Here is a 16,538-nt window from a genome sequence, read left to right as displayed (position 1 = left end):
AAAGACCACCCAACAGGGCAGGGATCATCCTGCCCTGTTGTTCCTAAACACATGTCAGGACCCCACAAATGGCATTGAAACAATCCCTTCGCGGCGCGATTTCGCCCTTTATCGTCATGGACGTCATGCGCGCGGCCAATGCACGCGAAAAGGAAGGCAAGGCTGTTTACCACCTTGAAGTCGGCCAGCCCGGAACCCCGGCACCGCGCAAGGTGCGTGAAGCTGCTGCCAAGGCGCTTGAGTCTGATCTGATCGGCTATACCAACGCCATGGGTATTGATCCGCTCCGCGAAGCCATTGCCGGACATTACAAAACCAAGTTTGACGTTTCGGTCGATCCGGCGCGGGTTTGTGTCGCCAGCGGATCGTCGTCGATCTTTGTGCTGGCGTTTTTGGCTGCCTTCGATGCGGGCGACCGTGTTGCGATGGCCGCCCCCGGCTATCCGGCCTATCACAACATTCTGAGTGCGCTGGGTATTGATACGATCAATCTGCCTGCCGGGCCGGAAACCCATTATCAGCCAACCGTTCAGATGTTGCGTGACCTGGATGAACCGGTTGATGGCCTGATCGTTGCCAGCCCGTCCAATCCGGCGGGCAGCATGATTGATGTGGAAACCTATCGTGAACTGGCAACCTATTGCCGTCAAAACGGCATTCGCCTGATCAGTGACGAGATCTATCAGGGCATTTCATTTGGCGATGTTGCCGAATGTACCGCGCTTGAATTCGGCGATGAAGCGATCATCATCAACAGCTTCTCGAAATATTTTTCCATGACCGGCTGGCGTCTGGGCTGGGCGATTGTGCCGCCCGATCTGATGCGTGCGGTCGAATGTCTGCAGCAAAACCTGTTTATCTCGGCCCCCGCATTGTCGCAGCTGGCGGCGGTGGCCGCGTTTGATTGCGAAGACGAACTGCAGGCCAATATCGCGGCCTATGCGCGCAATCGTGAAATCCTGCTGGATGGGTTGCCGAAGGCAGGGTTTACCAAATTTGCCCCGGCAGATGGCGCATTTTATCTTTATGCCGATGTCCGCGAACTGACCAATGACAGCGAAGCTTTCTGCAAACAGATGCTCGACGAAACCGGCGTTGCCACGACACCGGGGACGGACTTTGATCGTATGCGCGGCAAGGGTTATGTGCGGTTCTCGTTCGCGCATAGCGAAGAAACCATGATTGGTGCGGTCAGAGCACTTCAGAACTGGAAGCGCTGATCTTTCAAAAGACGATCAAAGAAAAAGGGCTGCCCATCGGGCAGCCCTTTTTCGTGTGTTCTGTTGGCCAGTCTTAGCGACCAAGGCTCCACCAGCCGCGTTTTTTAGGCTTCGGTTTTTCGTCCTTTGCCGGTTCGGCAGCCGGGGTTGCTTCCGGTGCCGGTTCGGCCTTCTTGGGTTCATCAGCTTTTGGCTCGACCGGCTTCTCAGAAGGTTTTTCCGCTGGCGTTTCTGCCTTTGGGGCTTCTTCTTTCGGTGCCGGTGCGCTGACTTCAGCCGGGGCTGAGGCCGACGAGCTTGCTGCTTCCGGTTTCGCTTCAACCGGGGTTTCCGGCTGTGCTTCCGGGGCAGGGCCGCTCTGGATCGGGATGTTCTTCACATCGCGCTCGTTGCTACCGTCCTTGTCGCCGTCTTGATTGTTCGGGCGGTTATTACGGTCGCGGCGATTGCGACGATTGTCATTGCGATCACGACGTGGGCGGGCAGGCGCCGGGGCCGTGGTGCTGCGAGTCCGACCGGTACGAACGCCTTCCTGCTCGAAGCTGTCAGCATCCTGACCTTCGGTTTCGGCGTCGATCACGGTGTCTTCTGCCGTGCCGTCCGGTGCTTCGTGATCACGATTGCGGCGTGCTGCCGTCAGGGCCGGATCATCAGCGGGCGAACGGGTGCGGTTGCCATCAAAGTCCTGACGGCGCGAACGGCGGCGACCACCACGCTTGCCGCGACGGCGGCGCTTGCGGTTGCTGTCGTCATCATCGTCGTCATTGTCGGTTTTGTTGTTGCGATCCGTGTTATCCGAAGAATCATCGCTGTCACCTGATGCGTCCTGCTGCTGATCGTTGTTACGATCATCGCGGTCATCATTGCGGCCACGGCGACGACGGCGACGACGACGGCGCTTGCCGCCCTGATCGTCATCTTCGTTATGTTCGGTTTCGTCTTCGTCATCGGTATCAACCGGATTTTCAATCGCGGTCAGCGACACGCTGTCGGTATTAAGAACCGGTGCAGCTTCGTCTGCTTCGTCACCTTTTTTCGCACGGGTGCGTTCAATACGGTGGTCTGGCGAAATCAGGCTGTCATCGCCAAAGATCATGACGCTGAAGCCATAACGGCTTTCGATTTCGCCAAGCGAATCACGCTTGCGGTTGAGGATATAAAGCGCAACTTCACTTGCGACATGGACGGTCAGCGCGCCGGAGCGGCGACGCATGCCTTCTTCCTCGATCACGCGCAGCAGATGAAGGGCCGCACTTTCAATCGAACGGACAAGACCGACACCACGGCAGTGGGTGCAAACCTCAAACGCGCTTTCGACCAGCGACGGGCGCAGGCGCTGGCGTGACATTTCAAGCAGGCCAAACGGGCTGATGCGGCCAATCTGCAGACGGGCGCGATCGTTGCGCATCGCTTCTTTAAGCTTGCGCTCGACCGATGCCTGATTGCGGTGGTCTTCCATGTCGATGAAGTCGACAACGATCAGACCGGCAAGGTCGCGCAGGCGCAGCTGACGTGCCAGTTCCTCGGCGGCTTCAAGGTTGGTCTTGTAAGCGGTTTCTTCGATGTTGCGTTCGCGGGTCGAACGGCCAGAGTTAACGTCAACCGCGACCAGTGCTTCGGTCGGGTTGATGACAAGATAACCACCGGATTTAAGCTGTACGACCGGGTTGAGCATCGCATCAAGCTGGCTTTCCACCTGGAAACGGTGGAACAGCGGTACACCCTGATCCTTGTAGGGCTGCACGCGCTTGGCATGCGACGGCATCAGCATCTTCATGAAGTCTTTGGCAACCCGGTAACCTTCGTCACCCTCGACCAGAACTTCATCAACATCACGTGCATACAGGTCACGGATGGAACGCTTGATCAGATCGGCTTCTTCGTAAATCAGGCACGGTGCCTGGCTCTGAAGGGTGGTTTCGCGGATACGATCCCACAGGCGCATCAGATAATCAAAGTCGCGCTTGATTTCTGCCTTGGTCCGTTCGGAACCGGCGGTCCGGACAATGACGGCCATGCCATCGGGAATCTCGAGCTCTGCAAGAATGGATTTCAGACGCTTGCGGTCCTTGGCATTGGTGATCTTGCGCGAAATTCCACCACCACGCGGGGTATTGGGCATAAGAACGCAATAACGACCGGCCAGGGACAGGAAGGTCGAAAGTGCAGCACCCTTGTTGCCACGCTCTTCCTTGACTACCTGAACCAGAATGATCTGGCGGCGTTTGATAACTTCCTGAATTTTATAGCGTTTCTGAAGCTGACGGCTGTGCGATTCGACGAACTCGTCGCTGTCATCACCGCCAAGGTCTTCAATGTCTTCTTCAACGTCGGATTCTGCGTCGAGTGATGTTACCTCGTTGCCGGTATCCTCGTCCGAGCTGTCAGCATCGATATCAACATCAAGTTCAGCGACTTCAGCCGACATTGCGGCATTGCCACCGGTCGGGGTGTCATCACCATCCGATCCGCTGTCATTGTTGCCATCCGTTGACGAATTTTCTTCTGCGTCGGAACCCGATGCTTCGACCTCATCGCTTTTCTTGCGACGGTTGCGCGGGCGACGGCGACGCGGCTTGGCGTCTTCTTCGTCGCCAGAGCTGGTGTTATCTGTCGCAGCCTCGGACTGGGCAGGTGCATCGGTTGATGCTTCTGCTTCCGGGGATTCTGCATTTGGCGTGTCAGATGCCTCGTCCTTGTCCTTGGCGCGCGGTTTGCGGCGTGAACGTGAACGGGACGGTTTCTTTTCTTTTTTCTGGCTGTCGTCGCCATCGCCGATATTGTCTTCGACGATTTCGGCGTCCTTGACCTGTGCGTTGCTTTGGGCATGGCCCTGTGCGATCGCTTCGCGGTCGGCAACCGGAATTTGATAATAGTCGGAGTGGATTTCGCTAAACGCAAGGAAACCATGACGGTTCCCGCCATAGTCAACGAAGGCCGCCTGAAGCGACGGTTCTACCCGCGTGACTTTCGCAAGATAGATATTACCCTTGATTTGTTTTTTCGTCGAAGTTTCGACGTCGTATTCTTCTAGGCGATTTCCATGAATAACAACGACGCGGCTTTCTTCCGCGTGCGTTGCATCGATAAGCATGCGTTTGACCATTCGGAACCTGTTCCTGTGGGCCCCGCCAGTTCAATGCTATGGGCGCAATTGCGCTGATATGCAAACAAACCGGCGTATCCGGAGGCGCCGCCCATAAAGGTCGCGATATGTCCTGTATGTATCTGGGTCATCGCGTGTCGGCTGCTCTTCCGGTTGGACCTGGTTTTGGTGTTGAAACAAAAGAATTAGATTGCGTGTCTTTTCGAGCGCGCCAAGACAGCCTTTTTGAGGAGGGCTCTATCGGGAGCGGGAATTGCCGCGTCACCGAGACACCGACCGTAAGAACTGCACTCGTCGCGTCCTCAGCCTGGTGGCATTTTGGTTGCTTACCACAAAGCTATTAGGAATCTCGCGAGCAACATATCTCTTTTATGCGTGTGCTACAAACAGTTTTGTTGCGCGATGTGACGACTTTCTGACTGTAACGCGTAAAAAAACACAGAAATCCGCGAGATTTTCTTTTTGGCGATTCATTTCCGGCAAATATATGAAAAGACACTGTTTTTACAGTGTTGCCATTCACCTCAGTCATCGCGGAAAGTTGAAAGGTATGCCCGACAAGTTCTGGTGTTGGTCAATTGCCCGTTAACCAACGCGTTGCTATAAGCTGTTAACAGATGCTCTTGCAGGTTAACAGGCGCTGAAACCACAAATGACTTCAAAGCACGCAAATTCACGTTCCATGACGAAAACCGTCCGGTCGCGGTCGATCTTTACCAAGATCGCCCGAACGATGATGGTGCTGTTTGCGTTGCTGTTTACATCCCAGATGATCGCCTCCACAGCATCGGCCGAACCTGCCAAGGTGCTCGGCGCGCGCTTGGGCGTTTATCCAGATTACACCCGGTTTGTGATTGATCTTGATCAGGAGGTCGACTTTACCTACTTCCTGCTGCCCGATCCGTATCGCATCATCATCGATATGCCCGAAATCGACTGGAATGCGCCCCCGGGCAAGGTAACCTCGGGCGGTGGATTGATATCCGGTCTGCGTTACGGGCTGTTTAAACCCGGTACGTTCCGCGTGGTTCTGGACGTCGCACAGCCATCACTGGTTTCCAAGATTTTTGCGCTGCCTCCTGGTGGGGGAAAGCCGAACCGTTTGGTGGTTGATCTTAAGCCGACCCAGCGCGAAGCCTTCCTGACAGCTTCGCGCCAAAGCATGGAAGCCTATTCCGCACGCAGCCGCAACGACACGAGTGCGACCGAACAAAGTGTCGATGTCGCCGTGCAGTCGGGCCGTGGCGGTGATGAAAAGCCATTGATCGCTATTGATGCCGGTCATGGCGGGGTTGATCCCGGGGCGATCGGGGTCGGCAATGTCTATGAAAAGGACCTGACCCTTGCTGCAGCCCGCCAGCTTGCCGAGACTTTGACAGCATCGGGGCGCTATCGCGTGCTGCTGACGCGCGACAAGGACGTGTTCCTTAAACTGCGTCAACGCGTGGATATCGCGCGCAAGAACAACGCTGACCTGTTCATTTCCCTGCATGCGGACTCGATTGGCAATCCCAAGCATCGCGGTGCATCGGTCTATACCCTGTCGGAAAACGCATCGGACAAAGAGGCCGCCGCACTGGCATCAAAGGAAAACAAGGCCGACGTTATTGCCGGGATTGATTTGTCAGATGAAAATACTTTGGTGCAAAGCATCCTGATTGATCTGGCGCAGCGTGAAACCATGAACCTGTCGGCAACGCTTGCCGCGAACATGGTTACCCAGCTTGCCCAAAGCATCGAGCTTCAACGCCGCACCCATCGCTTCGCCGGGTTTGCGGTTCTAAAGGCACCTGATATCCCGTCTGCGCTGTTTGAAATGGGATATTTGTCAAACGCAACAGACGCCAAGCTGCTGCAAAGTCCCGCACATCGCAAAAAGATTGCCGAGGCCGTCATGCGGGCAATTGATATCTATTTCGAGAAACACAAGTTTTAAGAACCGGGTTTTAATAACCGTGCATGACGCCAGCATGGCCGAAAAGCCGGGCAAGCCGATTGTGTGCGGACGTCTTCACACAAAAACTTGTCGGGCGTGGCGGCTGTCACAACCTCGTCATTATTTTGCCGCTATAATGCGGACAAATCCGGGTTTTCGGCACAGGCATGCGAAATGTCTGCCGGAACATTGCATTTCCGCGAAGAGTGCATGAATATGCCCCCTTACCGGATCAGGCCAACAAAATGAAAAAGACCTGCTTACATGCGCATTCTACTTAGTATTTTCGGCTTTCTGTTCTTGATGGCGGTTGCGGGCGGAGCCGGTATGCTGGCGATCTTCTGGCATTTTGGTCAGGGACTTCCCGATTACACCCAGCTTGAAAATTACGAACCCGAGGTCATGACACGTGTGCATGCATCAGACGGGGCTCTGATTGCTGAATATGCGCGTGAAAAGCGCGTCTTCGTGCCGATTTCGGCCATTCCGCACAAGGTCATTGATGCCTTTGTCGCGGCTGAAGACAAAAACTTTTTCTCCCACCCCGGTATCGATTTTGCGTCGGTCTTGCGGGCGGCTGTGACCAACGTGGTCAATATGGGCACGGGCAAACGCCCGGTTGGTGCATCAACCATCACCCAGCAGGTCGCCAAGAACTTCCTTTTAACCAACGAAGTTTCCTATGAGCGCAAGATCAAGGAAGCCATACTGTCCTTCCGGATCGAACGCGCGTTTTCCAAGGAACACATTCTCGAACTTTATTTGAACGAGATTTATCTCGGCAGTGGCAGCTATGGTGTGGCCGCGGCGGCGCTGCGCTATTTCGACAAGTCCCTTGATGAACTTGATGTCGAGGAAGCAGCCTATCTTGCCGCTCTGCCAAAGGCGCCTTCAAACTATCATCCGGTGCGCAACCACGACGAAGCCAAGGCACGTCGTAACTGGGTGATTGGCCGGATGCTGGAAGAAAAATACATCACCGAGGCCGAAGCACAGGCGGCGTGGTCATCCCCGCTTGAAGGAAAAACCCGTGAATCGGTTGATACCTATCAGGCCGATTTCTTTGCCGAAGAAGTCCGTCGCCAGCTTGTCGATCGCTACGGCGAGGGCATGCTGTATGACGGTGGCCTTTCGGTGCGTTCCACCGTCGTTCCGCGCTTGCAGGATATTGCGGACAAAGCCCTGTTTGACGGGTTGGTCGAATATGACCGTCGTCATGGCTGGCGCGGCCCGATCACCAATATCGACCTTTCGGGCAACTGGCAGCAGACCCTGCGCGAGGTCGAAACACCAGCCGATATCCCGTGGGACCGTGCCGTGGTGCTTGATACCGACGCCAACGAGGCAAAACTGGGCCTGATGAATGGCGAACAGGGTCGCATTCCACTGCGCTTCCTGACGTGGGCGCGCCCGTGGCAAAAGGGCCAGACATTGGGGGCTGTGGTCAACCGTCCATCCGATGTCCTCAAACCGGGTGATGTCATCTACGTCAAACATTTCGCTGAACTTGATGGTGAAACACTGCCGCCAAATACCTATGGCCTGCGCCAGATCCCGAATGTGAATGGCGGTCTGGTGGCGATGGATCCGCATACCGGTCGCGTACTGGCGATGTCCGGCGGTTTTTCGCATGACCTGTCGAAATTCAACCGTGCGACGCAGGCCCGCCGTCAGCCGGGTTCGGCCTTCAAGCCGTTTGTCTATCTTGCGGCCCTTGATCAGGGCTTTACGCCCTCGACACTGGTTCTGGATGCCCCGTTCGTCATTGATCAGGGACCGGGACTTGGTAAATGGAAGCCGGGCAACTATAGCGGCAAGTTCTATGGTCCTTCGACCATGCGTCTCGGGATTGAAAAATCGCGTAACCTTATGACGGTACGTCTGGCACAAACCATCGGTATGCCGACGGTGGTCGATTACGCGGAACGCTTTGGCATCGTCGATGAAATGCCAGATGTTCTGTCGATGTCGCTTGGTGCAGCGGAAACCACCGTCATGCGCCTGACCGCGGCATATGCCAAACTCGTCAATGGCGGTAAGGATATCACCCCCACCCTGATTGACCGTATTCAGGACCGCCGCGGCAACGTGATTTACCGTCGTGATGAACGCGAATGTGCGCAGTGTCAGGACGTGACCTTCCGCAATCAGATGCCGCCGGATCTGCCTGATACCCGCGAACAACTGACCGATCCGGCCAGCGCATTCCAGATGGTTCACATTATGGAAGGTGTCATTTCGCGCGGGACCGGTCGTCGCATCGCAGAGCTTGGCTATCCGCTGGCAGGCAAGACCGGCACAACCAATGATTCGCGCGATGCGTGGTTTGTCGGGTTCTCGCCGGATCTGGCCGTTGGCGTTTATGTCGGCTTTGATGACAACCGATCCCTTGGTGACAAGGAACAGGGCGCAAGTGCTGCCGCCCCGATCTGGAAGGAATTCATGCGCGGCGCACTTGAGGGCACCAAAGCCATCCCGTTCCGAACCCCACCGGGCATTCGCATGGTTCGTGTTGAAGCACGCACCGGTCTTCCGGCCCGTCCGGGCGATCAGGACGTGATTTGGGAGGCCTTCAAACCCGGCACGATCCCGGCATCAAACGACAATGTTATTGATGGCGGATATAGCGGCTCGGGTGGATCAGACAGCAGCGGCGGTTCGGTCGCCGGGCCGGGTGGTATCTACTAACCCGTTTGCTTGAGCCGACCCTGCCAAACCTTGTCAGGTTTGCGCAAAATACATGATGAAAGCCGGATGTGATCAGCATCCGGCTTTTTTCGTTCAGTGACAGGTTCATCCGAATGATTTTGTTTTCGCTTGGGCCTTTTTGCAAACCTGTTGAGTCATCAAAGCGTGACAAAACAATCAAGACACTGACATCGGCGTGTCATCGGATTTTGTCATGATCTTCAATGTATTGTTTCATACCCTGAAGAGGTTCTTGTGATGACTTTTCGTCTTTCCCGCCGCAAGTTTTTGACCCGCAGTGCGACTGCAGGTGCCGCAACTGCAATGGGTGGTTTCGTTATGCCGTCGATTTCACGTGCAGCGGACCGTCCGATTATGACACACGGCGTTCAAAGTGGTGATGTCACCCAAAGCACTGCCTGCATCTGGGGCCGTGCAGATCGTGCGTCGCGCATGGTGACTGAAATCGCAACCACCGAAGGCTTTAAGAAATCGGTGCGTATTCCACATGTCGATGTGCTGCCAGAACGTGATTTCGCCGGTAAACTTGCCCTTGCAGATCTGCCAGCCGGTCAGGACATTTTTTACAAGATTCATTTCGAGAACCTTGATGACGGGCGCGCATCGTCAGAGCCGATTATCGGACATTTCCGTACAGCGCCGGCAGCGAAGCGCAACATTCGTTTTGGCTGGTCCGGCGATACCGGCGGGCAGGGCTGGGGTATTGATGAAGACCGTGGTGGCATGAAAACCTATGCGACGATTGCCAGACATAACCCGGATTTCTTCATCCATTCCGGTGACACGATCTATGCCGATGGTCCGTTTGCCGAGACCAAGGAAACACCGGACGGCGAAATCTGGAAAAACATCACCACCGAAGACACCGCCAAGGTTGCCGAGACGCTCGATGAGTTCCGTGCCAATTACAAATACAACATGCTTGATCAGCATGTGCGCGAATTCAACCGTCTGGTGCCGGTGTATTATCAGTGGGATGACCATGAAGTGACCAACAACTGGTATCCGGGCGAGATGTTGCTGGGCGATGACCGTTATACCGAAAAATCTGCATCCTTGCTGGCTGCCCGTGCCAATCGCGCCTTTCGTGAAATGCTGCCGATTACCGAACATGCATCCGAGCCGGGTCGGGTGTATCGCAAGGTGTCCTACGGGCCGTCTCTGGAAATCTTCTTCCTTGATATGCGAACCTATCGTGGCACCAACGATGCAAATAACAGCCCGTCACCGACGGACAACACGGACTTCCTTGGGCGTGCGCAGATGGAATGGCTCAAACGGGGGCTTTTAAATTCAAAGGCGACCTGGAAAGTCATTGCTGCTGACATGCCGATTGGCATGATTGTCTATGATGACTGGAAAAACAAAAGCACGTTTGAAAACCTCGCCAATGGTGATGGTGCGCCAGCCGGGCGTGAGCTTGAAATCGTTGAACTGCTGCGTTTCATCAAGAACGCCAAAATCAGCAACACGGTCTGGCTGACTGCGGACGTACATTACACCGCAGCCCATTACTATGACCCGAACAAGGCACAGTTCCAGGATTTCGAACCTTTCTGGGAATTCGTATCTGGTCCGCTGCATGCGGGAACTTTTGGTCCGAATGATATGGACAACACATTCGGTCCGCAGGTCAAATTCACAAAACACCCGACCGAGGATCAGGGCATCAACCTGCCGCCATCCTACGGACTTCAGTTCTTCGGACTGGTGGATATTGATGCCGATACAGAACAGTTCCGCGTTTCGCTTCGCGATGTCGCTGACGAGGAACTGTACACCGTAACGCTTGATCCGGTTTATTCCTGATCCAAATCTTTGTCTGCTTTGACTTTCATGACAGAACCCGGCGCATCAATCGTGCCGGGTTTTTGCATTGTTGCAGGGGTTTCAAGCCGGGCAAAAACTGTTATAAGCCACGCCGACATTGCCGCATCATCCATGCGGTAAAACAGATTTTCAGACGAATAACGGAGACATCAATGCGCGCCGAAGCACAGGCATTGGTCGATGAAATCAAGCAGTCGATGGCACTGCTGAGGAGGCATCTTTGACTGGGATAACGCTCTTAGACGCCTGGACGAACTGAACACACTCGCCGAAGACCCGACCCTTTGGGATGACGCGGCGAATGCGCAGAAAGTCATGCGTGAACGCACCCAGCTTGATGACGCCATCAATGGCTATAAAAAGCTCGCCCAGGAACTCGAGGACAGTGTTGAACTGATCGAGCTTGGCGAAGCAGAAGGCGATAATGAAACGGTCGAGGAGGGCGAAGAAGCCCTGCGTTCGATCCGCGAGATCGCCGCAAAGCGCGAACTTGAAAGCCTGCTTTCGGGTGAAGCCGATTCCAATGACGCCTATCTTGAAATCCACGCCGGTGCCGGCGGGACAGAGGCGCAGGACTGGGCTTCCATGCTCGCGCGTATGTATTACCGTTGGGCAGAGTCCAAGGGCTACAAGCTCGAGATGCTTGAAGAAAGTGACGGTGAAGAAGCCGGTATCAAATCGGTGACCTACAAGATCAGCGGTCACAATGCCTATGGCTGGCTCAAGAACGAAGTGGGCGTGCATCGTCTGGTGCGTATTTCGCCTTATGACAGTTCCGCACGCCGCCATACCAGCTTCTCGTCGGTGTGGGTCTATCCGGTGATTGATGACGATATCGAAATCGAGATCCTTGATAAGGATCTTCGTATTGATACCTATCGCGCATCAGGTGCCGGTGGTCAGCACGTTAACAGAACCGATTCTGCCGTGCGTATGACCCATATTCCGACCGGTATTGTTGCCCAGTGTCAGAATGACCGGTCACAGCACAAAAACCGTGAAACGGCCATGAAGATGCTTAAAGCCCGTCTTTATGAGGCAGAGCTGCAAAAGCGCGAAGCCGAAGCACAGGCGGTTGAAGACAGCAAAACCGACATCGGTTGGGGTCATCAGATCAGATCGTATGTCCTGCAGCCTTATCAGATGATCAAGGATCTGCGTACCGGAACGGAAACGTCTGATACCCAGGGCGTTCTGAACGGCGATCTTGATGCCTTCATGGCAGCAGCCCTTGCCGCAAAGGTCACAGGCTCAGCAGGCGAAGTCGAAGATATCGACTGATCACGCGTTGCCAATCACGCGAATTTGCAAACACCCCGCTGAAAAATCAGCGGGGTGTTTTTGGTTGAGCGGCCCGAAATGGCAAAAAAATCGGTTTTGTCCGTAAAAATCCTATTTCTGTCACAGAATTGCCGGATAGCTCTGCAAGAGTACGGTCAAGCGCGATCTGTCTTATACAATAAAACACCCGGGCAATACGGGACACCGGCAGGTTGCGTGGAGCAAACATCCATACTCTCACGGGAAGATCCAAATGGCCCATCAGCCCCATGGTCCGGTCGCGGTTGGCGACCAGTTCAAACTTGCGACACCCAACGGTCCGATTTTCGAAGTTATCAAGATCCGCGAAATGGCACCGGTTGATCATGCGCTGATTACCAAGGTGCGTGATACCAAATCCCCAACCCTGATTTCGATCCACACATTGCTTGATCGGGACTTCTATATTCCGGTGCCGCCGGAAAGTCGGCAACTGCCCGACAATGACGGCATATTGCGCGGTCTTTGATTGTCAAACGGATTGATACGCTGTTTAGCGCGATTTAAAGCGAAAAACAGGTTGGCTTGGCGGCCCGGACGCGATGAAATGGCAGCATGTAGAATTACCGCCATCCGGGGCCGCCACCATGTCCGATACCAAGATCGACCAGAATATTCTCGACCGCCTTTTTTCCGTGCTTGAAGACGATATTCTGCCAAAGACGCGCGCAGGCGTGTCGGATGGCAACAAGCTGTTTGGGGCGGCGATCCTGCGCAAGGATGACCTTTCGCTTGTGATTGCCGAAACCAACAATGAAACCGAAAACCCGCTCTGGCATGGTGAGGTCCATTGCCTGAAGCGGTTCTACGAGATCCCGGCTGATCAGCGCCCGGCAACGTCAGAACTGATTTTCCTTTCCACGCACGAGCCGTGCTCGATGTGTTTGTCGGCCATCACCTGGGCGGGGTTTGATAATTTCTATTATTTCTTCTCGTATGAAGATTCGCGCGATGCCTTCGCCATCCCCCATGATCTGAAAATCATGAAGGAGGTCTTCACCCTTGAGGACGGCGAATACAACAAATCCAACGCGTTCTGGGACAGCCATTCGATGATGGGCATGGTCGCAGAGATGCCAGAGGACAAAAAAGCGGATTATCAATCACGTGCCAGGGCGATATCAGACGCGTATGACCGCCTGTCCGCCAAATATCAGGACGGCAAGGCCGAAAACGACATCCCGCTGAACTAGACTATTGCTGCACTAGACGTTTGAGTCCGAATCTGGCGAGTTTTGTTGATGAATTCTGCTAAACTGTCGGGTATGGAACAGCTCAATAACGATATTTGCTATCAGGCACTCAAAACCCGGGACCGTCGGTTTGACGGGCGGTTTTATACTGCTGTGCGGACCACCGGGATTTTCTGTCGCCCGATTTGCCCGGCGGTCACGCCAAAGCGCGACAATGTTGAATTCTACCCAAGTGCCGAGGCCGCGATAGCCCATGGATTTCGTCCATGCCTGCGCTGCCGTCCCGAAGCCGCACCGGGCAGTCCGGCCAGTGCCGGGGTGCACGCAACTGTTGCCCGTGCGGTGCGTCTGATTGATCAAGGCGCGCTTGAAAATGGATCGATTGCCGATCTGGCGGATCGCCTTGGCGTTGGCGACCGGCATTTGCGGCGAATATTCAAGGATCATACTGGCGTCACCCCGCAGGAACACGCCAAGGCGCGGCGGCTGCTCCGTGCGCGGCAGTTGATTGTCGATAGCAACCTGACCATGACCGAAATTGCTGATATTGCCGGGTTTGGCAGTTTGCGGCGTTTCAACGATGCGATGAAACAGGCCTATGGACAGGCACCGACGGCCTTTCGCCGCGGAATTAAAACCAGCACGCAGAAACTGGCAAAAGTGGATGATCCGTTTGCGGCGCGACGTGACGATTTGATTTTGCGACTTCGTGCCCGCCAACCGTTTGATGCCGAATATCTTTTGGCCTTCTTCCGCGCCCGCGCCATTCCCGGTTTGGAAACGGTGCGCGAACGGACGTATGTGCGCGGTTTCAAGATTGATGAACAGGTCGGGTTGATGATCTGTCATTTCAGTACGGATCAAAGTGGTGTGGATGTCATTCTGCGTGGTCCGGGGCGTGAAGCGGTGCTTGAGATTGGCGCACGGGTCAGAAGGTTATTTGATCTTGATGCTGATGTGCCCTCCATTACCGCGCAATTTGCCAAGGACGTGTTGCTTGCACCTTTGGTGAAAAAACGTCCCGGCCTTCGTGTGCCGGGATGCTGGGAGAGGTTCGAATTAGCACTGCGCGCCGTTCTGGGACAACAGGTCTCGGTGGCGGCGGCGCGCACTCTGGCCGGGCGGCTGGTCGCACGTTTTGGCGATGGCTTGCCCGATGATCTTGTGGCGGGAACAGGTATCACACATGTGTTTCCGACACCGCAAAGCCTGATCGGGCAGGAATTGATCCCGATTGGGCTGACCTCGCGCCGGGCGCAAACCCTTGCCGATGTGATTGATCTGTTTGCCAGACCTGATTGTGATCAGATGTCCGGGGATGAGCTGATTGCCGCCATGACTGCGATCAAGGGGATCGGCCCGTGGACGCTGAACTATTTTGGCCTGCGCGGACTTGGTGACCCGGATGCCTTTCCGGCAGCCGATCTTGGCATCCTTAAGGCGTCAAGTATGGGCGGTGGTCCGGACAAGGCCAAGGCGCTCGAAACCGTTTCGGAAAACTGGCGGCCATGGCGGGCCTATGCCGCACAGTATCTTTGGTCCGCTTTGGAAGGAGAATGACGATGACAACCCAAATCAACGTCGTACGTTATGCCAGCCCAATCGGGAAACTTTCGCTTGCGAGCATTGGTTGCAAGCTGGTGCATCTTGATTTCGAAGACAATGACGACCGACTGCACATCATTCAAAACCGGCGTTTCAAAGACCTTGAATGGCAAGAAGGCGGGCAAGCACCCGCAGCAGTGATCAAGTGGCTGGATGACTATTTCACAGGTACTGTCAGGGCTTTGCCAACAGATGCGATCAATATGGTCGGCACCGTGTTTCAGAAATCGGTTTGGGATGCCCTGATCATGATACCGAGTGGCAAAAGCGTCTCTTATGCCGGGCTGGCCGATCAGTTGGGCAACCCCAAGGCGGTTCGGGCGGTGGCGCGGGCCAATGCGCTTAACCCGGTATCGATTATTGTTCCGTGCCATCGGGTGATCGGATCAAACGGTACCCTGACTGGTTATGCCGGTGGGCTTGAGCGCAAGAAATGGCTGCTCGACCATGAAGCGGCAATGCGGGCCAAAGCGGCCTGAATTCAAAAGAAAAGGCTGCCGAATGGCAGCCTTGTTTTGTCAGTGTGACGATGTTTCGGTCGATCAGATCGACATGACAATACGGCCATCGATCTTGCCGTCGCGCATGCGATCAAAGATCGAGTTGATGTTTTCCATCGGCTCGGTCGTGAAGTGGGAATGCACCTTGCCATCACCGGCGAAATCAAGCGCTTCCTGAAGGTCGGCACGGGTGCCGACGATTGATCCACGGATGGTTTTGCGCGACAGGACGGTATCGAAAATATCAAGCTCGAACGTGCCCGGCGGCAGACCGCAAAGCGCCATGGTCCCGCCACGGCCCAGCATACCAACACCCTGTTTGAAGGCTGCGCGCGAAACGGCGGTTACCAGCACGCCATTGGCACCGCCCATCTGTTTTTGTACCTCGGACACAACATCGGCCTCTGCCGCATTCAGGGTCCAGTCCGCACCAAGATCTTTGGCGAGCTGAAGTTTCTCGTCGGCAATGTCAACGGCGATAACTTTCATGCCCATGGCCTTGGCATATTGAACCGCCATATGGCCAAGCCCGCCGACACCGGAAATCACCACGGTTTCGCCCGGCTTACATTCGGTTTCCTTAAGCCCCTTATAGACTGTGACACCGGCACAAAGCACCGGGGCTGCATTGCCAAATTCAAGCGGATCGGGCAGATGACCAACATAGTTCGGGTCGGCCAGAACATATTCGGCAAAGCCGCCATTCACGGAATAGCCGGTATTAAGCTGCTCGCCACACAATGTTTCCCAGCCGGTAACACAGTGATGGCAATGCCCGCAGGCGGAATGCAGCCACGGCACACCAACACGGTCGCCCTCCTTGACGGATGTCACGCCTTCGCCAACTTCGGCAACGATGCCGACACCTTCATGGCCGGGGATAAAGGGCGGGTTCGGCTTGACCGGCCAGTCGCCTTCGGCGGCGTGAAGGTCGGTATGGCATACGCCGGATGCCTCGATCTTGACCAGAATTTTCCCCGGCGTGACCTTGGGCACGGTGACTTCTTCAATCGACAGCGGCTTGCCAAACGCCCGAACGACGGCGGCTTTCATGGTGGAGGGCATGGTGACATCTCCTTGCTGATGATACGGAAAAGAACGTCTTTTCTTCAAATATCG

Annotated in this window: 12 protein-coding genes; 9 read left to right on the top strand and 3 right to left on the bottom strand. The window is 55.1% G+C overall.

Annotated features, from left to right (window positions below):
* The first annotated feature begins 68 nt into the window (after positions 1-68).
* Positions 69-1,220, top strand: a complete 1,152-nt coding sequence (locus tag AUQ43_RS16500; RefSeq protein WP_062957418.1) for a pyridoxal phosphate-dependent aminotransferase — start codon at positions 69-71, stop codon at positions 1,218-1,220.
* Between the two features lie 73 nt (positions 1,221-1,293).
* Here the strand turns inward: AUQ43_RS16500 and AUQ43_RS16495 are convergent, their stop codons facing one another.
* The gene (locus AUQ43_RS16495) at positions 1,294-4,326 is read right to left on the bottom strand and encodes an Rne/Rng family ribonuclease (RefSeq protein ID WP_062957417.1); all 3,033 of its coding nucleotides are present in this window, start codon (positions 4,324-4,326) and stop codon (positions 1,294-1,296) included.
* Positions 4,327-5,008: 682 nt separating this feature from the next.
* On the opposite strand from AUQ43_RS16495, the gene AUQ43_RS16490 reads away from it, so the two are divergent.
* The 3 genes from AUQ43_RS16490 (at position 5,009) to AUQ43_RS16480 (ending at position 10,780) form a co-directional block, all read left to right on the top strand.
* Positions 5,009-6,262 (top strand): N-acetylmuramoyl-L-alanine amidase, encoded by a 1,254-nt coding sequence (locus AUQ43_RS16490; protein WP_232310717.1) that lies wholly within the window; start codon positions 5,009-5,011, stop codon positions 6,260-6,262.
* 264 nt (positions 6,263-6,526) lie between these two features.
* A complete protein-coding gene (locus AUQ43_RS16485; protein WP_062957416.1) occupies positions 6,527-8,950 on the top strand; it encodes a penicillin-binding protein 1A in 2,424 nt (807 codons plus the stop codon).
* A 258-nt stretch (positions 8,951-9,208) separates the two neighbouring features.
* Complete coding sequence (locus tag AUQ43_RS16480; protein WP_181838569.1) at positions 9,209-10,780, top strand: alkaline phosphatase; 1,572 nt, start codon at positions 9,209-9,211, stop codon at positions 10,778-10,780.
* Here AUQ43_RS16480 and AUQ43_RS20360 read toward each other — a convergent pair.
* The gene (locus AUQ43_RS20360) at positions 10,771-10,914 is read right to left on the bottom strand and encodes a hypothetical protein (RefSeq protein WP_157088478.1); all 144 of its coding nucleotides are present in this window, start codon (positions 10,912-10,914) and stop codon (positions 10,771-10,773) included. The two genes, AUQ43_RS16480 and AUQ43_RS20360, sit on opposite strands and share 10 nt — an antisense overlap.
* A gap of 39 nt (positions 10,915-10,953) precedes the next feature.
* On the opposite strand from AUQ43_RS20360, the gene prfB reads away from it, so the two are divergent.
* The 5 genes from prfB (at position 10,954) to AUQ43_RS16455 (ending at position 15,398) form a co-directional block, all read left to right on the top strand.
* Positions 10,954-12,082 (top strand): peptide chain release factor 2 gene (prfB, locus tag AUQ43_RS16475; RefSeq protein ID WP_114129891.1). Its coding sequence is split into 2 segments (ribosomal slippage): positions 10,954-11,022 and positions 11,024-12,082, totalling 1,128 coding nucleotides; the frame shifts between segments, so codons are not numbered across the junction.
* 253 nt (positions 12,083-12,335) lie between these two features.
* On the top strand, positions 12,336-12,590 hold the full coding sequence (locus tag AUQ43_RS16470; protein ID WP_062957413.1) for a hypothetical protein: 255 nt from the start codon (positions 12,336-12,338) through the stop codon (positions 12,588-12,590).
* A 118-nt stretch (positions 12,591-12,708) separates the two neighbouring features.
* Complete coding sequence (locus AUQ43_RS16465; protein WP_062957412.1) at positions 12,709-13,314, top strand: nucleoside deaminase; 606 nt, start codon at positions 12,709-12,711, stop codon at positions 13,312-13,314.
* A 48-nt stretch (positions 13,315-13,362) separates the two neighbouring features.
* Entirely contained in the window at positions 13,363-14,874 is a 1,512-nt protein-coding gene (locus AUQ43_RS16460) for a DNA-3-methyladenine glycosylase 2 family protein (RefSeq protein ID WP_232310716.1), read from the top strand.
* A gap of 2 nt (positions 14,875-14,876) precedes the next feature.
* Positions 14,877-15,398 carry a methylated-DNA--[protein]-cysteine S-methyltransferase gene (locus AUQ43_RS16455; RefSeq protein WP_232310715.1) on the top strand — a complete coding sequence of 174 codons (522 nt, stop codon included), beginning with the start codon at positions 14,877-14,879 and terminating at the stop codon, positions 15,396-15,398.
* Between the two features lie 63 nt (positions 15,399-15,461).
* Here AUQ43_RS16455 and adhP read toward each other — a convergent pair whose 3' ends face one another.
* On the bottom strand, positions 15,462-16,484 hold the full coding sequence (gene adhP / locus AUQ43_RS16450) for an alcohol dehydrogenase AdhP (protein ID WP_062957409.1): 1,023 nt from the start codon (positions 16,482-16,484) through the stop codon (positions 15,462-15,464).
* Positions 16,485-16,538 lie beyond the last annotated feature (54 nt).

The sequence above is a fragment of the Thalassospira sp. MCCC 1A01148 genome (assembly GCF_001613795.1).
Classification (GTDB): Bacteria; Pseudomonadota; Alphaproteobacteria; order Rhodospirillales; family Thalassospiraceae; genus Thalassospira.
This window is presented reverse-complemented; position numbering and strand designations above follow the sequence as displayed.

Bases quoted from the DNA above. Each gene is read 5' to 3' on its own strand.
- AUQ43_RS16500 (WP_062957418.1), top strand. From the start codon at position 69: ATGGCATTGAAACAATCCCTTCGCGGCGCGATTTCGCCCTTTATCGTC.
- AUQ43_RS16495 (WP_062957417.1), bottom strand. From the start codon at position 4,326: ATGGTCAAACGCATGCTTATCGATGCAACGCACGCGGAAGAAAGCCGC.
- AUQ43_RS16490 (WP_232310717.1), top strand. From the start codon at position 5,009: ATGACGAAAACCGTCCGGTCGCGGTCGATCTTTACCAAGATCGCCCGA.
- AUQ43_RS16485 (WP_062957416.1), top strand. From the start codon at position 6,527: ATGCGCATTCTACTTAGTATTTTCGGCTTTCTGTTCTTGATGGCGGTT.
- AUQ43_RS16480 (WP_181838569.1), top strand. From the start codon at position 9,209: ATGACTTTTCGTCTTTCCCGCCGCAAGTTTTTGACCCGCAGTGCGACT.
- AUQ43_RS20360 (WP_157088478.1), bottom strand. From the start codon at position 10,914: ATGGATGATGCGGCAATGTCGGCGTGGCTTATAACAGTTTTTGCCCGG.
- AUQ43_RS16470 (WP_062957413.1), top strand. From the start codon at position 12,336: ATGGCCCATCAGCCCCATGGTCCGGTCGCGGTTGGCGACCAGTTCAAA.
- AUQ43_RS16465 (WP_062957412.1), top strand. From the start codon at position 12,709: ATGTCCGATACCAAGATCGACCAGAATATTCTCGACCGCCTTTTTTCC.
- AUQ43_RS16460 (WP_232310716.1), top strand. From the start codon at position 13,363: ATGAATTCTGCTAAACTGTCGGGTATGGAACAGCTCAATAACGATATT.
- AUQ43_RS16455 (WP_232310715.1), top strand. From the start codon at position 14,877: ATGACAACCCAAATCAACGTCGTACGTTATGCCAGCCCAATCGGGAAA.
- adhP (WP_062957409.1), bottom strand. From the start codon at position 16,484: ATGCCCTCCACCATGAAAGCCGCCGTCGTTCGGGCGTTTGGCAAGCCG.